Origin of the sequence: Pedobacter sp. KBW06 (genome assembly GCF_003852525.1) — a bacterium.
In the GTDB taxonomy this organism is placed as follows: Bacteria; Bacteroidota; Bacteroidia; order Sphingobacteriales; family Sphingobacteriaceae; genus Pedobacter.
The window spans coordinates 80,017-98,751 of record NZ_QAJL01000005.1; the positions used below are offsets into that span (position 1 = coordinate 80,017).

16 protein-coding genes are annotated in these 18,735 nt (G+C 42.9%); 9 read left to right on the forward strand and 7 right to left on the reverse strand.

The features are described from left to right. The first annotated feature begins 68 nt into the window (after window positions 1–68). Window positions 69–1,526, forward strand: a complete 1,458-nt coding sequence (locus tag DBR43_RS26600) for a Gfo/Idh/MocA family protein (protein ID WP_124586376.1) — start codon at window positions 69–71, stop codon at window positions 1,524–1,526. Window positions 1,527–1,616: 90 nt separating this feature from the next. On the opposite strand, the gene DBR43_RS26605 is transcribed toward DBR43_RS26600, so the two are convergent. Together DBR43_RS26605 and DBR43_RS26610 are read right to left on the reverse strand one after the other, a co-directional pair. After that, window positions 1,617–2,534, reverse strand: coding sequence for a helix-turn-helix domain-containing protein (locus DBR43_RS26605; RefSeq protein ID WP_124586377.1), 918 nt, complete (start codon window positions 2,532–2,534; stop codon window positions 1,617–1,619). 18 nt (window positions 2,535–2,552) lie between these two features. After that, complete coding sequence (locus DBR43_RS26610; protein ID WP_124586378.1) at window positions 2,553–3,350, reverse strand: SDR family oxidoreductase; 798 nt, start codon at window positions 3,348–3,350, stop codon at window positions 2,553–2,555. Window positions 3,351–3,696: 346 nt separating this feature from the next. On the opposite strand from DBR43_RS26610, the gene DBR43_RS26615 reads away from it, so the two are divergent. Beyond that, window positions 3,697–4,563: a universal stress protein gene (locus DBR43_RS26615; RefSeq protein ID WP_158622605.1), complete on the forward strand. Its 867-nt coding sequence runs from the start codon at window positions 3,697–3,699 to the stop codon at window positions 4,561–4,563. A 383-nt stretch (window positions 4,564–4,946) separates the two neighbouring features. Then, entirely contained in the window at window positions 4,947–7,070 is a 2,124-nt protein-coding gene (locus DBR43_RS26620; protein ID WP_124586380.1) for an FUSC family protein, read from the forward strand. Window positions 7,071–7,099: 29 nt separating this feature from the next. On the opposite strand, the gene DBR43_RS26625 is transcribed toward DBR43_RS26620, so the two are convergent. The 3 genes from DBR43_RS26625 to DBR43_RS26635 form a co-directional block, all read right to left on the reverse strand. Continuing rightward, on the reverse strand, window positions 7,100–7,348 hold the full coding sequence (locus tag DBR43_RS26625; protein WP_124586381.1) for a hypothetical protein: 249 nt from the start codon (window positions 7,346–7,348) through the stop codon (window positions 7,100–7,102). Between the two features lie 32 nt (window positions 7,349–7,380). Next, window positions 7,381–7,743 carry a nuclear transport factor 2 family protein gene (locus DBR43_RS26630; protein ID WP_124586382.1) on the reverse strand — a complete coding sequence of 121 codons (363 nt, stop codon included), beginning with the start codon at window positions 7,741–7,743 and terminating at the stop codon, window positions 7,381–7,383. Window positions 7,744–7,876: 133 nt separating this feature from the next. Further along, window positions 7,877–8,719 carry a VOC family protein gene (locus DBR43_RS26635; protein ID WP_124586383.1) on the reverse strand — a complete coding sequence of 281 codons (843 nt, stop codon included), beginning with the start codon at window positions 8,717–8,719 and terminating at the stop codon, window positions 7,877–7,879. A gap of 189 nt (window positions 8,720–8,908) precedes the next feature. Between DBR43_RS26635 and DBR43_RS26640 the strand changes: the two genes are divergently transcribed. Next, entirely contained in the window at window positions 8,909–9,367 is a 459-nt protein-coding gene (locus DBR43_RS26640) for a hypothetical protein (protein ID WP_124586384.1), read from the forward strand. 3 nt (window positions 9,368–9,370) lie between these two features. Here DBR43_RS26640 and DBR43_RS26645 read toward each other — a convergent pair whose 3' ends face one another. Beyond that, window positions 9,371–10,324, reverse strand: a complete 954-nt coding sequence (locus tag DBR43_RS26645; RefSeq protein WP_124586385.1) for a helix-turn-helix transcriptional regulator — start codon at window positions 10,322–10,324, stop codon at window positions 9,371–9,373. A gap of 99 nt (window positions 10,325–10,423) precedes the next feature. On the opposite strand from DBR43_RS26645, the gene DBR43_RS26650 reads away from it, so the two are divergent. The 3 genes from DBR43_RS26650 (at window position 10,424) to DBR43_RS26660 (ending at window position 14,283) form a co-directional block, all read left to right on the forward strand. After that, a complete protein-coding gene (locus DBR43_RS26650; RefSeq protein ID WP_124586386.1) occupies window positions 10,424–11,575 on the forward strand; it encodes an FAD-dependent oxidoreductase in 1,152 nt (383 codons plus the stop codon). A gap of 75 nt (window positions 11,576–11,650) precedes the next feature. After that, a complete protein-coding gene (locus DBR43_RS26655) occupies window positions 11,651–12,205 on the forward strand; it encodes a hypothetical protein (protein ID WP_124586387.1) in 555 nt (184 codons plus the stop codon). 497 nt (window positions 12,206–12,702) lie between these two features. Beyond that, the gene (locus DBR43_RS26660) at window positions 12,703–14,283 is read left to right on the forward strand and encodes a discoidin domain-containing protein (RefSeq protein WP_124586388.1); all 1,581 of its coding nucleotides are present in this window, start codon (window positions 12,703–12,705) and stop codon (window positions 14,281–14,283) included. Window positions 14,284–14,376: 93 nt separating this feature from the next. Here DBR43_RS26660 and DBR43_RS26665 read toward each other — a convergent pair whose 3' ends face one another. Continuing rightward, complete coding sequence (locus DBR43_RS26665; protein ID WP_124586389.1) at window positions 14,377–15,813, reverse strand: MAC/perforin domain-containing protein; 1,437 nt, start codon at window positions 15,811–15,813, stop codon at window positions 14,377–14,379. 353 nt (window positions 15,814–16,166) lie between these two features. Here DBR43_RS26665 and DBR43_RS26670 point away from each other — a divergent pair, with 353 nt between their 5' ends. Both DBR43_RS26670 and DBR43_RS26675 read left to right on the forward strand, forming a co-directional pair. Further along, window positions 16,167–17,666 carry a hypothetical protein gene (locus tag DBR43_RS26670; RefSeq protein WP_124586390.1) on the forward strand — a complete coding sequence of 500 codons (1,500 nt, stop codon included), beginning with the start codon at window positions 16,167–16,169 and terminating at the stop codon, window positions 17,664–17,666. A 136-nt stretch (window positions 17,667–17,802) separates the two neighbouring features. Then, window positions 17,803–18,666, forward strand: coding sequence for an Rpn family recombination-promoting nuclease/putative transposase (locus DBR43_RS26675; RefSeq protein ID WP_124586391.1), 864 nt, complete (start codon window positions 17,803–17,805; stop codon window positions 18,664–18,666). The last annotated feature ends 69 nt before the right edge of the window (window positions 18,667–18,735 follow it).

Genomic DNA, 18,735 nt, shown 5'->3' on the forward strand with positions numbered 1-18,735 from the left:
AAATAAAGCGAAAAATAAAAGACCCTGAAAAAGGGTAAATGGTATTGGAAATACAAAAGAAGATAAAAATGACTGAAGAAAATAAAGATTCAGCTGCAAATAGTTCAAGAAGAAACTTTATTAAGACAACCGCACTGGCAGCGGCAGGATTTATGATTGTACCCCGTCATGTATTGGGCGGAAAAGGATTTTTAGCGCCCAGCGACCGGCTTATGGTTGCTGGTGTTGGCGTAGGAGGAAAAGGAGAGAGTGATCTGGAAAGGGTCTATAGTGGAGGTAAATCTGACATCGCCTTTCTGTGTGATGTGGACGACAGAAGGGCCGCGGGATCGGTTAAGCGGTTCCCTAAAGCCAAATATTATAAAGATTACCGGCAGATGCTGGATAAGGAAGCCAAAAATATTGATGGTGTGGTGATCTCCACACCAGACCATACCCATGCGATGATTGCCATGGCAGCGATGCAGCTCGGGAAACACGTCTATGTACAAAAGCCTTTAACCCACGATATTTACGAAGCACGCAAGCTGACAGAAGCGGCAAAGCGTTACCAGGTGGTTACCCAAATGGGAAATCAGGGCGCATCCGGCGATGGGGTAAGACAGCTGCAGGACTGGTGTGATGCCGGGCTGATCGGTAAAGTGGAAACAGTCTATTGCTGGACAGACCGGCCGGTATGGCCTCAGGGCATTTTATGGCCCTCAACAGCTGCAGAGATTCCAAAAGAACTGGATTGGGACTTGTGGTTAGGTTGCGCTCCTTACAAACCTTATATCGATAAAATGGTTCCTTTTAACTGGAGAGGCTGGTGGGATTACGGTACCGGCGCTATCGGCGATATGGGTTGTCACCTTGTGGAGCCGCCTTTCAGAATCTTAGGACTGGATACACCAATCGATGTGCAGTGCAGTGTGGGCAGCATTTATGTAGATGAATTTAAAAGGGGATATTTTCCTGACAGTTGTCCGCCATCGAGCCATGTGATCATGACTTTTGAAAAAACGAAGAAAACTAAAGGTAACCTGGAACTTCATTGGATGGACGGAGGGATTAAACCCGAACGTCCGGAAGAACTGGAAGCCAACGAAGCTTTTGGTGCCAATGGCGTATTGTTCATCGGAACGAAAGGAAAAATGATGTGTGATGTATATGGTGCCAACCCAAGGTTATTGCCATTGTCGAAGAATGCAGAAGACCGTACGAAAAGAAAAACTCCTTTGGTACCGGGTGGGGTAGACGGACATTATACCCAATGGGCAGAAGCAGCGATTGCAGGTTATGGTAAAATAAACCTGAGCTCACCATTCGAAACGGCAGGCCCGCTTACAGAAACACTTCTAATCGCCAACCTGGCGATCAGGGGAACGGACGTGAGGAGGACCAAAGCTGATGGCAATGGTTTTGACTATCCCGGAAGAGACATTAAGCTACTTTGGGACAAGCAAAACCTTAGGGTCACCAATTTTGATGAAGTAAATCAGTTTGTTAAACGTGAATACCGCCAGGGCTGGAGCCTTGGAGCATAAGTATCAATTGATAAAGATCATAAAGAAAAGCACGGGCAGCTAAGTTGTCCGTGCTTTTTTATTGTACTTAAATTCAGTATCTACAGCTGATCAATTAAAGGATTGCCGGAATTCCAGGGGCGATACATTGGTTTTCCTTTTAAACAGCTTATTGAAAGACTGCGGATGTTCAAATCCCAGTTGATAGGCCACTTCCGCAACCGATAAACTACTCGTAGACAACATCTCTTTTGCCTTATCAATGAGCTGATGGTGGATGTATTGCTGTGCATTCTGACCGATCAGGGAACGGAGCATATCGCTTAAATAACGTGGGGAAACATTGAGCTGCCCGGCCAGGTATTGTACCGTAGGCAAGCCATTAACCAATGCTGTTTTAAGGTTCAGGTAATTGTTTAACAGGCTTTCCAATGCGCTTAATAAATCACTGTTGACCGCTTTCCTAGTCAGGAACTGACGTTTGTAAAAACGGTTGCTGTAATTGAGCAGCAACTCGATTTGTGTAACGATCACATCCTGACTATACTCGTCTATGGCAGACTGCAGTTCATCTTCAATATTCCTGAAGATCGAAATGATAATGTTTTTCTCTTTGTCAGACAAATGAAGCGCCTCATTGGTGTCGTAAGAAAAGAAACCAAAGTTTTTGATGGTTTTCCCTAAGGGATAGTTTCTGATAAAGTCAGGATGGATGAGCAGGGTATGCCCCTTGTATTCTGTATCATCATCGGCGGTAGCCAGCACCTGATTGGGCGAGGTGAAGACCATGCCGCCCTCATCAAAATCATAATAACTTTGCCCATATTTGATCTTTCCATGAAGCCCTTTTTTATAGGAGATCTTATAGAAATTAAGTATAAAAGAGCCGGGCAACTGATCCTTATCTATGGCAATTGCAGTATTGTCGACCAGGCTTACCAGAGGATGCAAAGGCTTTGGCAAGCCCAGCACCCGATGTAAGTCTGATATCGAATTGAACTGATGTGGAATGTTTTCTTCTCTTTTCACCTGATAAAGATAAGCAGTTTAATTTCCTAAAAAGGTCTGTCCCATTTGTTTTCTGAAAGCTTCATCGCCCAGTTCCAGTCGCTGTGCATAGAGCGCTTTTGCATCTTCGCCTGCCACATACCTGAGCTGGTCTTTGCCATCTGTAGCTGCCTCATATACCACATCTGCAATCTGTTCTGCCGGGGTAAAATGATTTTCGTCAAATCCTGAAAACATCTTTTCTACCCATTTCTCATAGACCGGATGTGTAGACATATCGGCAGAGCGACTTAAAAAATCTGTCTTTATACCACCGGGTGAGACGGTCTTGATGCCCACACCGATTTTCTTTAACTCAAAGGCCATGCTTTCGCTCCAGCCTTCCAAAGCCCATTTTGTGGCATGGTATACCGAACTGAAAGGGAAAGTGATCAAACCGCCGATAGAGGTGGTGGAGATGAACAGTCCTGCCTGTCTTTCCCTGAAGTAAGGAATGAAGGCCTGTGTAACCCGGATTACCCCTAAAATATTGGTGTCCAGCTGACGCACAAGCTGCGCATCGCTAGTCGACTCCAAAGGGCCCATTAATCCATAACCTGCATTGTTAAAAACGACATCGATATCGCCCGAAGCAATGGCTTCCCGGGTTGTTGCTTCAATCTGAGCAAGGTTCGTAACATCCAAGGGCAACAGGCCGATGTTCTCTATTAAATTCAATTCTTTTTCTTCCTCAGGCTTACGCATGGTAGCGATTACTTTCCAGCCTTTTGATGCAAATAATTTTGCTGTTGCTTTTCCCAAACCTGTGGAGGCTCCCGTGATGAATATTGTTTTCATTTTCTTTTCTGATTTGATCACAAAATTCTATCCTTTTCGCCGCAGGGATGTATCCAAAATGGTAGTTATTGTAGCCGCTTTTACAAAGTGACCTTACCCAGCCTGTCTGTCATCATTTCGGTAAACCATAAATTGCCGCCCTTGTCTTTTCTGATGCGGTGCATCATTACCGAACGGCTGGGAACAACATGGCTTGTAAAAGGCACGCCGCTAATATAAAGTTCAGCTAAAATGAAAACCATATGGGTGATGCAGATCAGCTTAATAAATGACGCGTGTCATAGCTTACTGGAATATCATTCCGGACATTTGGTGTTGTAAATCCTCCATTACTCAACCAGATCATATGAAAACAATAGTTTTATTAACAGACTTTTCCGAGAGTAGTAACCATGCTGCAGCATATGGTTATCATTTGGCAAAATTTTTACAGTTAGACGTACTTTTATGTAATGCCATCTTTGTTCCGGTTGCAGTTGCCGAGGCGGGAGGATTCGTTTGGTCAATGAATGGATTTGACGGACTCATTGAAGATAGTCATGAAGAACTGAAGCGCCTGAAGAAACATTTTGAACATACCGATCATTCTGCTGGTTTTCATCCGCAGATCAGCTGTGTCAATCAGACGGGCAGGCTCTCAGATGTATTGGAAAACGTAATGGACATTTGTGATGCAGAAATGGTGGTTATGGGAACTCACCGTAAAGGTACTGGACATTTCTTTTTAGAGAACAATACCAGAAATATGATCAACTCCGCAACAGATCCTTTGTTACTGGTTCCTCCAATGGCAGATTTGGGTAGATTAGGGAAAATCGTGTATGCCACCGATTTCAGCTATCCGGAACAGGATATTAAAGCTATTGCAAACCTCGTCCCTTTAGCCAGTGCATTCAGTGCAAAGATTCTGGTGACAAAGATTCATACCCTTCATGAGGAAAGAGCTGATCATAAGGAGGGAGTAAACAGATTAATTACAAAAGTTATCGCCCAGACCTGCTATCCTGATATTTTTTATAAACCTATCGAAAATGAACAGGTAGGTATTGGGTTAAGTTTGTGCTGTGAAGAAGAACAAGTCGACTTACTGGTGATGGTACACCGTTCGCACGACTTTGTCGATGTGATTTTGAAAGGTAGCGATACACAAAAAATGGCGAAACATACAAACATTCCACTGCTGGTTTTGCCGGGCGATAGCAGTAAAATCTGATCTTAATAAATTAAGCTCATTGCAGTTGCTGCCTAAAAGCAATCTTCTGTTCAGCTTCTGACATTTTAACCGGTTGCGCTTTCAGTGGATCTTCATCCGGTTTATACAAGTTGCTTACCCGCCTTTAACACGATTACAAGCGGGGCTGCATCGAGTATAGACCTAATATAGAGCCTGTTTGCCGCGTGTGTAGCCGGAAGCATTTCCAGTACTGCAAGGTACAGAACATTTCCCTCCTTGATTCCGGATAGGATTTGCTATTTCGGCCGGATACCCGACAAGATTGGAAGAAATGATAAAAAACGAATAAATCGCATCAACTTTAACCACATTCCGTTTTTATACAATAATTTTGCGGCGAAATAATTAATTCAGTTCGTTTTATGTTTAGTAAGGGTTTGGTGAAATGGGATAACATACCATCCAGGTTAATCAGTTTGATTTATGGAGAGTATTTTACGGATGCGTTGCGAAATACCATCACCATTGTGCTGCCCTTTGCAACGTTGTTCTTTTACCATCAACCCAAAATGGCCATAGGAGTAGGGGTTGGTGCCCTGCTGATCAGCTTAACCGATGCGCCGGGAAACAGGGCCAATAAATTCAAAAGTGCCATCATCAGTATTTTATCTTTCTTTGCTACAGCGCTGATCATTTCTTCCTCACTGGGCAACCACTGGCTAACCGCGGCAGGGATCTTTCTGTTGTCTTTTGTGTTTTCTATGTTCGCCATCTTTGGCAACAGGATGGCCTTAACCGGCACCATGGCCATCATCCTTGGTATTTTTACCCTGGGACTGCATCCGGTTCATCCCTTGTTGTTCAGCTGGTATGTTTTTCTTGGCGGATGCTGGTACTATCTGATCAGCCTGATTCAGATTGCAATCTGGCCTTACCGTTCTTTACACCAGGCCATTTTTGAATGCATCACCAGTACCGCTTCATTTCTGCGGTCTAAAGCGAACTGTTATGACCCGGAAGCCCCGCTGGATGAATGTTATAGCGAAACCATTGCCCTGCATATTAAAGTAAGTGAAAAGCAGGAGCTCGTAAGAAACCTGCTGTTAAGTGATAAAGCAGCCATGAAGCCTGCCAATGAAAGGGGGCAGCAATTGTTGCGGACCGCGATCAGCGTAATCGATTTGTATGAGCAGGTGACTGCCATTCATTACGACTATGCCGATGTCAGAAAGGCCCTGGACAAAACCGGAGCCCTGCAGCTGATCATTGAGCTGATTGAAATCCTGGCGGAAGAACTGGATGTACTCAGCGGTATTTTTTTAAGGCCAAAGAAGATCTTAGCCTCTCAGCGTTTCCTTAAATTTGAAAAGGCCCGGGCAGAACTCATCGCCCTTGCGCATCAGGAAAATGAAATCAATTCCCGCATCCTGGATAAGGTGCTGAGGAATATGGAAGACATTGCGCTTCACATTCAGGTGATTAAAGGCGATCAGCCTATCTCTTTGCTTCATCCGGACCTCAGTTCAAATGACCTGACCTATGGGGATTTTTTATCTCCCCAGCTGTTTAGCCTGACTTCATTAAAACAACATTTTTCCTTTAGTTCGGCAGTTTTTAAGTTTTCTTTAAGGCTGGCGCTTTTGTGTTTGTTTGCCTATCTGATCACCATCGTCTTTCCTTTTGGAAAATATAGTTACTGGCTGTTACTCACGATCGTAATCGTTGCCAAGCCGAGGTTTGGCTTAACCTGGAAAAGAAATGTAGAACGCTTGTCCGGTACTTTCATTGGTGCCGTGATCGGAATTGTTTTGATTCTGGTGGTTAAACAGGTGGCGGTGCTGCTGGTGATCTCCGCATTTATGCTGCTCGGTTTTTTCACTTTCAACCGCATCAGGTATGCCGTAAGTGTGATGTTCATTACCTCCATGGTGATCTTATGCCTTAGTATTTATGACGGACATGCCGACCATATCATTACCGAGAGGGTTTTGTACACCATTATCGGCTGTATCATAGCTTTCCTTGCCGCATTCCTTTTCCCCATCTGGGAAACCAAAGGTTTGAAGGGGCTGATCTCAAACATTCTGGAAGCTAACCGCAATTATTTACTCAAAGTAAAGGAAGAGCTCTGGGGCATTCAAACGGGGATCAATGCCTCGAAACTGGCCAGGAAAAATGGATATATCCAACTGGCTAAGTTTTCCGAAGCACTCCAATACCTGCACCTGGAACCGAAAAGTAAACAGGTAGACATGCCGGGGATTTATGCCATCCAGATGCTCAGCTACAGGATCAATTCCATTATCGCCTCCTTGTCTTTGTCTGCCAGGCAAAATATAAAACAGGATTCGGGCGTGTTATTTGACGAAATTCTGGATCACCTGGACTATTGTGTTCAACGCAGCAGCGGACTGAATTTGCAAAAGCTCAATGAAGCCATACATTCGGCCAATATCGAAGAAAATCAGGCTGATGAAGGTACTGCACAGCATCAGTTGAAGCTCCTGCTGGCTTTGTCTTTGGAGCTGAAGATGTATTTTGTTTAAATGAAAGCCAATTCGGCTTTAAAAAACGGCTAATTCAGCGTAAATATAAAATCAGCTTCATTGCTGTTCCCCACATAGAATTTAAGGGTAGCTTTAGGCGATTTAATCAATGGGGCCATGGGGCCGATGAGGTCAGAAAACTGCATTTTGAGTAAATCCATATCGGTATCTTCGGGGACACGGATAAGGAGATCGCCGCCACTGGACCTCACTTGCCAATCCTGAAATGCTGCTTCTTTCTGAAGTAAGGATTTCCATTCCTGCTGGTACTTTCCCATTGTTTTATTTTTTAATGAAGGTTGAACTGAGTTTATCCGTGGTACACCCTGGAAGCGTTTATTTTTCCCTTGCTGATTTCCAAAACCTCGGCAATGAGCAGATCTTGTTCGCCTGCTACCGTTCTGATGTATTCCATAAAAACACGCTCGTTATTGGCAGTGAAGGAGGTAGGCTGGTAACGTAAGGTCGGTAAACGTTCAAAGGAATCCTTCCACCATTCCCGCAATGCCGCCTGTCCGCGGACCCATCCACCGGTTTCCGGCTGCCTGATTTTTAGCTTCGGACTAAAATGCTGTGCATCCTCATCATACAGTGCCAGAAGTGCTTCAAGGTCATGCTTGTTAAAGGCATCAAACCATTTTTCGGCAATGTTTTCAAGAACCAGACTTTCCATATTCGGTAGATTTAGGCCGGCAAATTAATCAAATTTTTGATTTGGCACCAGATTTAATCGCATTGAGGGTAACGGTTGTTTATGGAGGGAACAGGTCGTGTTCCTGTTCCCGGTAAAAAGCTAATGGCTGCAGTTAAGCATTTTCCAGATCTGCAATGATCAGCTTCTTCATTTTCATCATGACGCTCATTACCCTTTGGCTGCGTTCAGGGTCAGTAACCCATTTGACGATGTTTTTGGGGATGATCTGCCAGCTGATGCCATATGGGTCTGTTAACCAGCCACAGGCCACCTCATAACCTCCCTTGCTGGTTAACTGCGTCCAGTATTTGTCGATTTCCTCCTGGGTTTCACACTCCACTACCAATGATACGGCATCATTGAACGCAAAGGCATGCGCTGCAGAGCTGTCCATCGCCATGAGGATCGTGTCTTTGATCTTAAACTGCGCATGCTTCACAAAGTCCTCATTTTCCCCATCTTCTTTGCTGTATTTTAAGATGCCTTCGATCGTAGCATCAGGGAACAATTTGGTATACACCGCAATGGCTTCGGATGCTTTTCCTGCGTTTGCACCTGTAAACATCAGGGTAGGGCTAAACTTTTGTGGGGTATCGGCTTTATTGCCTGTATACAATTGCCAGGAAACGCCGTATTTGTCTTCCACCCAGCCGTATTTAGGACTCCAGTCGTAATTGTCCAGTGGCATCAGCGCTTTGCCTTCTTTGATGAGTCTGTTCCAGTATTTTTCTGTTTCTTCAGGATCTTCAGAAACCACCATAAATGAAATCGAAGGGTTAGGGGAAGCAGAAGGCCCTTCGTTGAGCAGCATAAATTTCTGGCCGCTCAACTCAATCTGGATTACAAAAGGAGTGGTTTGGCTAACTTTTCCTTCTCCAAAAGTTTGAATGTAATAATCTGATGCTTCCGCGATTTTCCCTCTGATGCCCAGACAAGGATAAATGGAGTTTTTCATGGTTTTTTAAGCTTTATGGTTAACGTATATTGCTATACTAAGATACCAATCTTAAAGGAAGGAGATCAAGTGCATACCCGACAATAAAAGGGGGGACTTGCGACATCGGGCTTGAAAAGACATCAGGCTTGAAAATATAAATAAATTAAGGATCTTTATCTTATAGATCATCCTTTAAAACCCTGGATTATGAGGCCCTTAGTGATTAAGAAATCATGGAAATCCCTACCTGTGGAGGTCGCTAACGTGATTGTTTTCATTGTTCCGGCGATGATGGTGCTGTATTTTTACGAGACAAACCTCCTTGTATTTATATTGCTCCTGATTTATATGCTTGTCGTATTGGCAATTGGCGTTTATGTGATCGTTTATTTAAGACGTCCACAGGACCTTATTCTCAGCGACGAAGGGGTGCAGTTTGAAGACAAAGCATTTTATAAGTGGCAGGAGCTCCAATCTTATGAAATTCTGAAAGAAACCTTTAAAAACAGAACTGCGGAAGGGGATACGTTCAACACGACGCATACCCTGGTCGTGGTCCTGCGGGATGGAACGGTACTGCGGCTTGCAACGGATCATTTAGATAGGGAGCCACAGCAGATTATCGCCGCTTTTGACGAAAGGAAAAGGAAGGCCAGTCCGCTTTAATGTTTATCCTTTTGTTGAATACCGTTTTGGTTTAAGTCCGATGTATTTTTCAAATACCCTTGCAAAATGACTCAAATTGGAAAAGCCCAGCTGGTAACCCGTCTCTGATACCGATAAACCTTTTTCCTTTAACAGATAAGCGGCTTCCGTCATTCTGAAAGACTGGTAATAGTCGTAAATATTCTTTCCGAAAATCTGTTTGAACAGGCGTTTCAGTTTCGATTCGCTCATGCCGGAAAATTTTGCCAGTTCCTCCAGTTTCGGGGGATGGTCTATATGGGCCAGGATCTTGTCTTTTACCTGATAGATCGTTTTTACATCTGCCACATTCAGCGTCTGAGCAGGTGCTTCCCTGCGTTTTAACAAGGCTGTAAAGAGCAGGTAAATCAGCTCTTCTGCTTTTAGGCGGTAGAAAAAATGGCGCAATGTGCCGGTATGTTCAGCCGTTACAATCTGGCTGGCCAGGGCCTGCATTTGTGGAGATATGAGCTCTTCATAGAGGAAAGGCTGGTCGCCGAAGATAATGTTTTGGAACAACGCGTCCTCTTCGCCGGGATGCAGCAGCGCTTTCAGTAAATCGACATTTACCGCAATAATGATCGTATTGATCGTTGAATTGACCGGAAAAAAATCTTCATAATCAATCCCTGCTGTGGTAATCTGTACAAAAGGCAAAGCGGGTTTTTTATCGGATGAAGGATGGAAAAAATTATGAAATGCAATGACCACTACTTTGGTCCCCTTTCCTGAAGCAGTCCGCCGGAAAACCAAATCTTCTTTAAGCTCATATTGCCGGATCATCATTCGGATCTGAGGACCAAGATCGAGCCCTCTCATATAGCCCTTTCCTAAATGTTCAGGAAGCTCCACTATTCCATTTTCTATTTTGCTGCCAATCGCTTTTGCGAAGGCGGCCAGCATTCCGATGTGCTCGGCAGCAGTAAACTCAAAAATCATAGGATGGCCATTTGCGACTGTTTTTTAGACTAATGTAGCTATTTTCTTCTGATAAAGTCAGCTACTTTTGAATCACAATAAAATAGTAACAATATCAAAATGGAAAAGAACAAGAGAATTGCCATTATAGGTGGCGGTCCGGGAGGCCTCACACTGGCCAGGCTTTTACAAATCAAAGGGGCAGATGTTAAGGTATATGAAAGGGATTTTGATCAGGAGAACAGGATTCAGGGGGCAACCCTTGACCTTCATGAGGAATCGGGTTTAGAGGCTTTGCGCAGGGCAGGATTGCTGACTGAATTTTATGCTAATTTTCGCCCGGGAGCAGGAAAAATGCGCATCATGGACAAAGATGCCGTGATAAAAATGGATTGGGATGAACCCGGAGACTTGATTGACGATCGTCCGGAAATTGACCGTGGTCCGTTAAGAAATATTTTACTCGAATCCCTGGAGGCGGGGACTGTGGTTTGGGACAGTCAGTATGTGTCGATGGTACAATATGAAAATCAATGGCACATACAATTCAAAAACGGAAGTTCAGCCGTTGCAGATATCGTAATCGCTGCTGATGGTGCAAAGTCTAAAATCAGGCCTTTGATCACGGCTATCGCCCCGGTTTATTCCGGAATCACGATCGTTGAAGGAAACGTGTACCACGCAGATCAAAATGCACCTGCTTTACAAAAACTGCTGGACGGCGGGAAGATTTTTGCCTTTGGCGAAGGGAAGTCGCTGATCTTAAGTGCCAAGGGGGATGGCAGTCTTTCATTTTATACCGGTTGCAGGGTGGAGGAATCCTGGCTAAAGGAGAGTGGGATTGATTTTTCGGATAAATCACAGGTTTTTGAATGGTTTAAAAAGGAATTTGGCTCCTGGGATTTGATTTGGCAGGAACTGTTTCAGGGAGAAGAGATCTCCTTTGTGCCGAGGCCACAGTATCATTTCCCCCTGGATCAGCAATGGGAAACACAGTCGAACTTAACAATGATCGGCGATGCGGCACATGTGATGCCTCCATATGCCGGCGAAGGTGTAAATATGGCCATGCAGGATGCAATGGAATTGAGCGAATGTTTGAGCAATGAAGAATTTCCAACGCTAAGCGCGGCGATCGCAGCATATGAAGAGCAGATGCTCATCAGGGCTGCAACAGTGACAAAAATGACATTGGATTCAACGGAAATGCTGCACGCCGAAGACGCAGCATCACGCCTGATTCAGATGTTTAATGATTTTGAGGAGCACTAATAATTTTTAACTGGAATCGTCTGGTTTTTTATTTATTTTTGAGTGGTAGTGTTGGTCTTCTTAAATTTCAGCGCCATGAAAATAAATCATATTTTAACCTGTGTAATTGTATTGATGTTTAGTAGTTTAGTTGTCGCTTTTGCGCAAACAGGCCCTCGTTCCGGACTGGTCAGTTTGCAGCAAAATGGCAAAGCTTATACGGCTAAAGTAACCAACGGACATGCGCTGATCGGCGCAGATAAAAAGGCTATTTTTGGACTAAAATGTAGTCTTGAACAAGATGGCCGTCTGATCAACCTCATGATTGACCTGAAGAAAATGGGGGAGTTTAAACCAGGTAAAACTGTTCTGAGTACGATGGCTGATCAGGCGGTTGCGAACTTTGCGGTTTTTTCAGATACGGGTGATGGAGAAGCTTCATCAAAGGACATCACCGCAGATGCGGAAACCGGAACTTTTACTTTAACCACAGTGGAGGTAAAAGGCAACATTGCCATCATCAGTGGCAGTTTTGAGTTCTCCGGAAAAAACTCCATTGAAGAAGGGGCAGAGAAAAACATTTCCGTCAAAGGGAGCTTCGAGAACGTTCAGGTGCGTTGTCTCGGGCCGAATTTGCTGAAAAAGCATTAGGGCTGATCTGTTTGATTTTTCTTTTCCCGGTATCATTCCAGGATGTTTCCCCTTAAAGCAAATGCTTATGAATGAGAGGCTTGCTCCACAGCGTTAGGTTGTTCTGTTTGCAGGTAAGGCAAACGTTTGCGCTATACTTGGTCAATACGCTGTGTTTGCCTTGTTTTCGATAGGAAACAAGGCTGGATGCTGTGATAAAAGGTGTCTTAAACCGGAGTGTTTTATAGGTTCGGATCATTTCATGGCAATGATCTGTTGTTTATCCTCTGTTTTTTACTGAAAAACAAGCCTCCGGGCAGGAATCAAACGTTTGCGCAATATGTAATGGATCTTCTTCATTTTTTAATCGATAGTTTTAGGTAAGCCGCTGCTTAGTAATTGTTTATCGGTTATCAGAATTCAAAGGTAGGTGGGAGTGAGGTTGGTATTTTGAATGGCCGGTTTCAATAACAGTTCAGATGAATTAACCAATCAATCATAACCCTAAACCAAAAACTATGAACAAAATTTCATTATCTGCAGTTTTACTGATTGCATCATTGGCCGTTCTTGCCAGTTGTAAAAGAGTTTCAGATGTATCCGTCGGAGAAAACCTAAGAGCGGCAAATAAATTCGGCGCTACAGGTGACGGGCCGCAGTCCGGAACAAATAACCTGAATGTTGTTTATTTTATTCCATCCGACCTGGATACCGTTCCTGGTTATCAGAAAAGGCTAAATGGCGTAATGGTATACACGCAGAATTTTGTTTCCAAATGGATGAACCATTGGGGATTTACAAATAAAACGGTTGGGATTCCTGTCGATGCCCAGGGAAAACTGAGGATGGCGGTGATCAGAGGTACCTATCCAAAAGCGCAATATCCGTATGAAGGTGGCTCTGCTCAGATGATGACAGAAATCAATGCTTATTATGCTGCGCATCCCGGAGAGAAAACAAGTGATCATATCCTGGTGGTTACGCCAACCTATTCCTACGATACAAACGGTTATCCCAGCGGAGGCCCTTTCTACGGAATCGGACGCTGGTGTTTCGCACTGGATTATACAGGTTTGGATACCCTTAACCTTGGCAAACCTAACGACAAGTATTCGACGATATGGATCGGTGGACTGGCACATGAACTGGGACATGGAATTAACCTTCCTCACAATGGGGGAGCTGAATCGCAAAATGTAACCTTTGGAACCACCCTGATGGGATCCGGTAACAGTACCTTCGGTAAATCACCAACTTACCTTTCTCCTGCAGATGCAGCGATACTTGCAAATTGCCAGGTGTTCAGCAGCACAACAAGGTCTGACTGGTATGCAGCTCCGGGTTTTCAGCTGACAAAGTTCAGTGCCAAATATCAAAGTGGAAACATCATCGTTTCCGGGAAATTTAGCGCTGTTAAAGCAGTGAAAGATATTGCATTGTACCATAGAATTGCTGCTACTGATCCCGGTGGTTATCGTTCGGTAACATTTGCCGCCAAACCGATCGGAACGGATAGTTTTTATGTAAGTATGCCGGTTAGTGATTTCAGGGAGAAAGGAAATACGGGTTATGAATTTACAATCAGGTATTGTCATGAGAATGGAAGCATCAGTTCACAGGTGATTAATTATTCTTTTGCGAATGATATTCCACAGATCAATATTGCTGATAAACCGGTATACAGTAAAACAAACTGGAGCATCACTTCCTATAGTTCACAGGAGACGGCCAGTGAAAGCGGTGCGGCAACGAATGTGATTGACAATTCCATTTCTACGTACTGGCATTCCCGCTGGTCAAGCAGCGCGACAAGCTATCCGCATAACCTGGTGATTAATATGGGCGCAGCTAAGGATGTAAACAGGTTTACTTTTTGGCAGAGAGATTCCAGAAGGGTAAAAAGTATGGAAATTCTGACAAGTAACGACGCCAGTACATGGACAAGCCTGGGGACGTTTACTTTACAGGATACGACCAATCCACAGGATATTATATTGTCAACAGTGAAAAATTTCAGGTATTTTAAATTGAATATGAAGTCTTCGTATGACGGGACGCAGTTTGCTGCACTTGCTGAAGTGGGGACTTATAAGGATTAATAAGCCGATTGAAAAGTAGGTTTATTAAAAACAGAGGCCGTCTCATTTTTGTTAATGAGACGGCCTTGTTTTAACTTTAAATGATCGGGCAAATCAGTTGAAAACATAGAATGGTAAGCCCATGTAATGCCAGTCGCGGCCAGGAATCGTACCACTGGTCGAATAATAATGCGTATTGTAGATTTTTTTATTAATTTTTGCTTCATAATAATATTCGAATGCCGGTACTGATCCCGGAACCTGTTTATCATAAGCATAAAATACAACGCCCATATTTGTGTAGCCTGGCAGATTTGCACTCGCGTTCAGGGTCAGGATAAATTCGCCCTTGGCAGCTGAGTAATATTGATATACTGGCTTTGCTCCATCGATGCTCTTATTGTAAGCCTTGAAAACTTGTGTCTGGAATATAAACCTGCTGTATATTGCGGGTACTTTTTCCATACTGTAGGCAAAATTGGAGGGCCCTGCATCAAAGAATTGGTATACGGGAGCAGGACCATCCACCATTTTTACCTGGCGGTCAATCAGGTACTGCTTGACGTAATTTCTAACTGCCAGCGCTTTGGCTTCATCTGAGATCAGGTCTGCTATATTAATGACGCCATCTTCATTGCCGATATCAATCAATTCTGCGTTGTCAGCATCAACAGATGCCTGCCACTGCGCCATCTGGATTTTTTTCGGTACGGTAGGCCCCAAATCAATTTCCCCGATCAGACTGATAGACGAATTACCGCCAACAGTGCGATAAAATAATTTTTGATCGCTGTTCAGCTGCGAAGAAGAGAAGTTTGAACCAAGGGATATATCCAGATCGAATATGCTTTCCAGGGCAAAGGACAATCCCGCTTTTGCTGCTTTTTCACGATCGGTATTGGTGGTTTGTGAACGGTAAACCGCCTCAAACTTGCTTCCAAGGATCAGGTCAACAATAAGGTGTGTACCGTATCTTGAAACCAGATATTCCGGACTTTTGTTTTGAATATCTGCCTTGAATTCAGCACTGAGATTCTTTTTTAACAAATCGAGATCGGCATTAAACTTCAATTGTTTTTGCCGGATTTGAAGACTGTAACTGGCGTACACATAATCTGACCGGAAAGAAAGGGAATCAAAATAGGACATCGATGCTTTGAAAGAAAAGAAGCTTGAGGAAGCCTTTAGTTTGCCTGAAAGTGATTTGGAATAAGCCAGGACATTTTCACCGGCAATGATATAGTTTCGTTGACCCGATAATTTGTCGATGACGACCCGGTCCTTGGAGCTTAAATACAAAGCAGCAACATTGATGATTTTAAACCGGGTGGCGCTGATGTTTGCATATTCACCACTGAGGTCGATACCGTAACCCAGTTTATTGAAATTGATGTCGACGGTTGGTTCCGGAACTTCTACCTTAGGTGGATCGGTCTGGTTCAAATCGGTATTCTTCTTACATCCGGTTACCAGGATTACACTTAAAAATAAAAACATTAACAGGCTTTGATGGATGTTGAATTTGATGATGGAGGTCGGAAAGTTGTTCATTTGGCTTAGTTTTTAAACTGAATAATAGCTGTCTTACGCAATATTGGGTAATAGGGATGATGCGTAGATTTTTAGAATTTCATTTTTCCTCCTTTCCTGTCTTATTTAAGATGTCTGGATTTTTATTATCCAAATCCTGTGTCCATTGTCTTAAAGGTAAAATGAATTGTTGCAGGGAAATGAAATGGGAAGAAAAAATCACTTTATCACTTAATCAGCGTTAAGATAAAGTGATTTTTAATGTCCTGTATTTCAGTATTTTTGGTGGATTCTGTAGCGTTGTGGTTACTTTTTGCGCATTACTTTTTCATTATTTCATACTTTAGTCAAAAGTAATAACAAACTAACGCTCAATGTCTCGACAATCTAACCCCGGTATAAAATTTGACGATCCAAAACTTGCCGCTTTTATGAGTTTACTGGAAAAAATTTTTATTGCTGAAGAAATTACAACGCAGGTAGGAAAGTCTAATTATCTGGTAAAGCTCAGTCAAAGGACGGTAAATGATGAGAAACCTTTAAGCGATAAAATGCTGGAGAGAGATTTGTTCAGGCCAATTACCAAAAAGGAATATGTAACGCTCTCGCCAGACTATGCCCGTAAACTGGCCAATAGTGTTTTAACTTATTTTAAATCTTCAGGTGAGGCGAAAGATACGTACGATCTTAAAATCAATGATTTTCGCAATTTATATAATCAGGGAAAAATGGTGCAGGCCCTGGAAAAAGGTAAGGATTTTAAAACCATGTGTAGTGAATTGCTGGAACACCATACCGGATTGGAAAGTTTTACCGGACGTAAGTTTTTGGTTTATGAGCGAATGGGAGATGAAAAAGACAGCAGCTGGGGCATCACAATCGGCATGCTGACTTTAGCAAAAGCTGCGAACTATATAGAAGCAACCCTCGAATTTAAATTTGAACAAGAGGTTCGGAGGAATATTGGTATTGCGACCCGGGATAGTAAGTCGGATTATATGTTTATCGACTTGCTTCCGGAAGGGGAGACTGGCCGGCGCACCAATATGGTGATTCGGTTGGGCGATGCAGTTGCCCATGATTATATTGTCCTTCTCGGACATTATACCCGTAGGGCTGCTAATGAGCGGCTGGTCACCAAAAGTGTAATCGTTCAGGCCCTAAATCCGAAAATCACATTAAAGGATATTGGTAACTATGCCAATAAAACGGCAGGTTACAAAAAGACCCCCGTAGAGTTCCGAAGTTATTTGTATGACCGGAAGAAAAACCTGCTTAGTCAGCCTAATAACCGAATTCAAAGCCTGGTAGAGCTGAGGCAGTTTCTTCAAAGACATAAAGTCAAGAACAAGCACCTTCTCTTCTTTCCGAAGGACATATTAGGGAAGTTTAAAGTTTATTTCAAACGTGCCAATGACAAGATCGTCAAAGACCATATTAAGATCACACTCAATGAAATGACCGGACGTGCGGATGGGGAATTTATGCATTCACCTGCAGAAAATGATGGTTCTGGCCAAAAATGGTTTGGACAGGTTTCTGTACACAACAAAAGTGATGTTTGCATCATGAACCTCATTAATGAAGAATCGGTCAAATCTAATGTCGGCAAAGATGAAGAGCCTGTGTTGATCACCTTTTGTTTGCCTAAACCAACATTCAAATTATCTGAAGTGCAGTGCTTTCAGGGGCTGATTACCGGTTTGGAAGATGAACAACATGGGATAGTAGCCTATCGTTGCCTGATTGTCAGGGAAAGCTGTCCCCAGCCGAGCGCTGAACGTCTTGCCGAAATTTTTAAAAATGAGCATCCTTTGTTGGTTGGGGCAAGCAGACAACAAAAATATATGCTGGATAATTTTCAATTCAGCTAGTATAAAACCAGGGCTAGTTGTTTTACTTCATTTTATTGTATTAAAATTCAGCTATTTGTACTCAGAAACTTTATTTTGTATTCTCAGGTTTTTCGGTTTTATCTGCAGTATTTTGTGTTCATTTAAACTGAACAGAATGACAAATATAGCTAGCCGTTACATTGATCCGCTTACCGACTATGGGTTCAAACACATTTTTGGCAATGAGCCAGACAAAGACATCATGATTGATTTTTTAAATGCCTTATTTGAAGGGGAAAAAACAATTGCGGATATCATTTATCGCCCTACCGAACATGCCGGTGAAGATTCCAAAGAGAAAAAAGTATTATTTGATTTGACTTGTACAGGTGCTGACGGAGAAACCTTCATCATAGAAATGCAACGTGCGGATCAGGAGTTTTTTAAGGACAGATGCGTGTTTTACATGTCGAGGCTCATCAGCAGTCAATTGCCCAGAGGTACTTCCAATTGGGATGTACCCCTTAAAGAAGTTTACCTGATTGGTATTATGGAGCTCCGGTTTAACAAAATCAATAACAATTACCTGCACAACATTGCCCTGATCAACAAGGATACCGGAAAGATTTTTTACAAAGGAATGGGTTATAAGTTTTTAGAATTACCTAATTTTGATAAAAAGGAAAGCGAGCTAATCACAGATCTGGATAAATGGTTCTACCTCTTAAAGAACCTGAGTCGTTTGGACAAAATTCCTGATTTTCTGGACAAAAGAGTATTTCAAAAAATATTTAAAATTGCGGAAATGAGTAAAATGACCAAAGAAGAACGCGAATTGTACCACTCGGATGTGAAAGCAAAATCTGACTGGAATGCCGGTATTCGTTACGCGGAGAAAAAAGCGAGACTAGAAGGGAAGTTAGAAGGGAAATTAGAAGGGAAGTTAGAAATCGCTATAAATCTCAAAAAAGAAGGTATGTCAGCTGAATTGATTGCCAAAACTACCGGCCTTTCCGTAGAAGAAGTAGAAAAGCTATAATTCCTATTCCAAAGAATATTTAGAATTTTGGAAATGAGTAAAATGACCGAAGAAGAACGCGAATTGTAC

Excerpts from the sequence above, each read along its gene's own strand:
- DBR43_RS26670 (WP_124586390.1), top strand. The coding sequence starts at position 16,167 with ATGTCTCGACAATCTAACCCCGGTATAAAATTTGACGATCCAAAACTT.
- DBR43_RS26645 (WP_124586385.1), bottom strand. The coding sequence starts at position 10,324 with ATGATTTTTGAGTTTACTGCTGCCGAGCACATCGGAATGCTGGCCGCC.
- DBR43_RS26640 (WP_124586384.1), top strand. The coding sequence starts at position 8,909 with ATGAGGCCCTTAGTGATTAAGAAATCATGGAAATCCCTACCTGTGGAG.
- DBR43_RS26610 (WP_124586378.1), bottom strand. The coding sequence starts at position 3,350 with ATGAAAACAATATTCATCACGGGAGCCTCCACAGGTTTGGGAAAAGCA.
- DBR43_RS26665 (WP_124586389.1), bottom strand. The coding sequence starts at position 15,813 with ATGAACAACTTTCCGACCTCCATCATCAAATTCAACATCCATCAAAGC.
- DBR43_RS26650 (WP_124586386.1), top strand. The coding sequence starts at position 10,424 with ATGGAAAAGAACAAGAGAATTGCCATTATAGGTGGCGGTCCGGGAGGC.
- DBR43_RS26655 (WP_124586387.1), top strand. The coding sequence starts at position 11,651 with ATGAAAATAAATCATATTTTAACCTGTGTAATTGTATTGATGTTTAGT.
- DBR43_RS26635 (WP_124586383.1), bottom strand. The coding sequence starts at position 8,719 with ATGAAAAACTCCATTTATCCTTGTCTGGGCATCAGAGGGAAAATCGCG.
- DBR43_RS26675 (WP_124586391.1), top strand. The coding sequence starts at position 17,803 with ATGACAAATATAGCTAGCCGTTACATTGATCCGCTTACCGACTATGGG.
- DBR43_RS26600 (WP_124586376.1), top strand. The coding sequence starts at position 69 with ATGACTGAAGAAAATAAAGATTCAGCTGCAAATAGTTCAAGAAGAAAC.
- DBR43_RS26660 (WP_124586388.1), top strand. The coding sequence starts at position 12,703 with ATGAACAAAATTTCATTATCTGCAGTTTTACTGATTGCATCATTGGCC.
- DBR43_RS26630 (WP_124586382.1), bottom strand. The coding sequence starts at position 7,743 with ATGGAAAGTCTGGTTCTTGAAAACATTGCCGAAAAATGGTTTGATGCC.
- DBR43_RS26620 (WP_124586380.1), top strand. The coding sequence starts at position 4,947 with ATGTTTAGTAAGGGTTTGGTGAAATGGGATAACATACCATCCAGGTTA.
- DBR43_RS26625 (WP_124586381.1), bottom strand. The coding sequence starts at position 7,348 with ATGGGAAAGTACCAGCAGGAATGGAAATCCTTACTTCAGAAAGAAGCA.
- DBR43_RS26615 (WP_158622605.1), top strand. The coding sequence starts at position 3,697 with ATGAAAACAATAGTTTTATTAACAGACTTTTCCGAGAGTAGTAACCAT.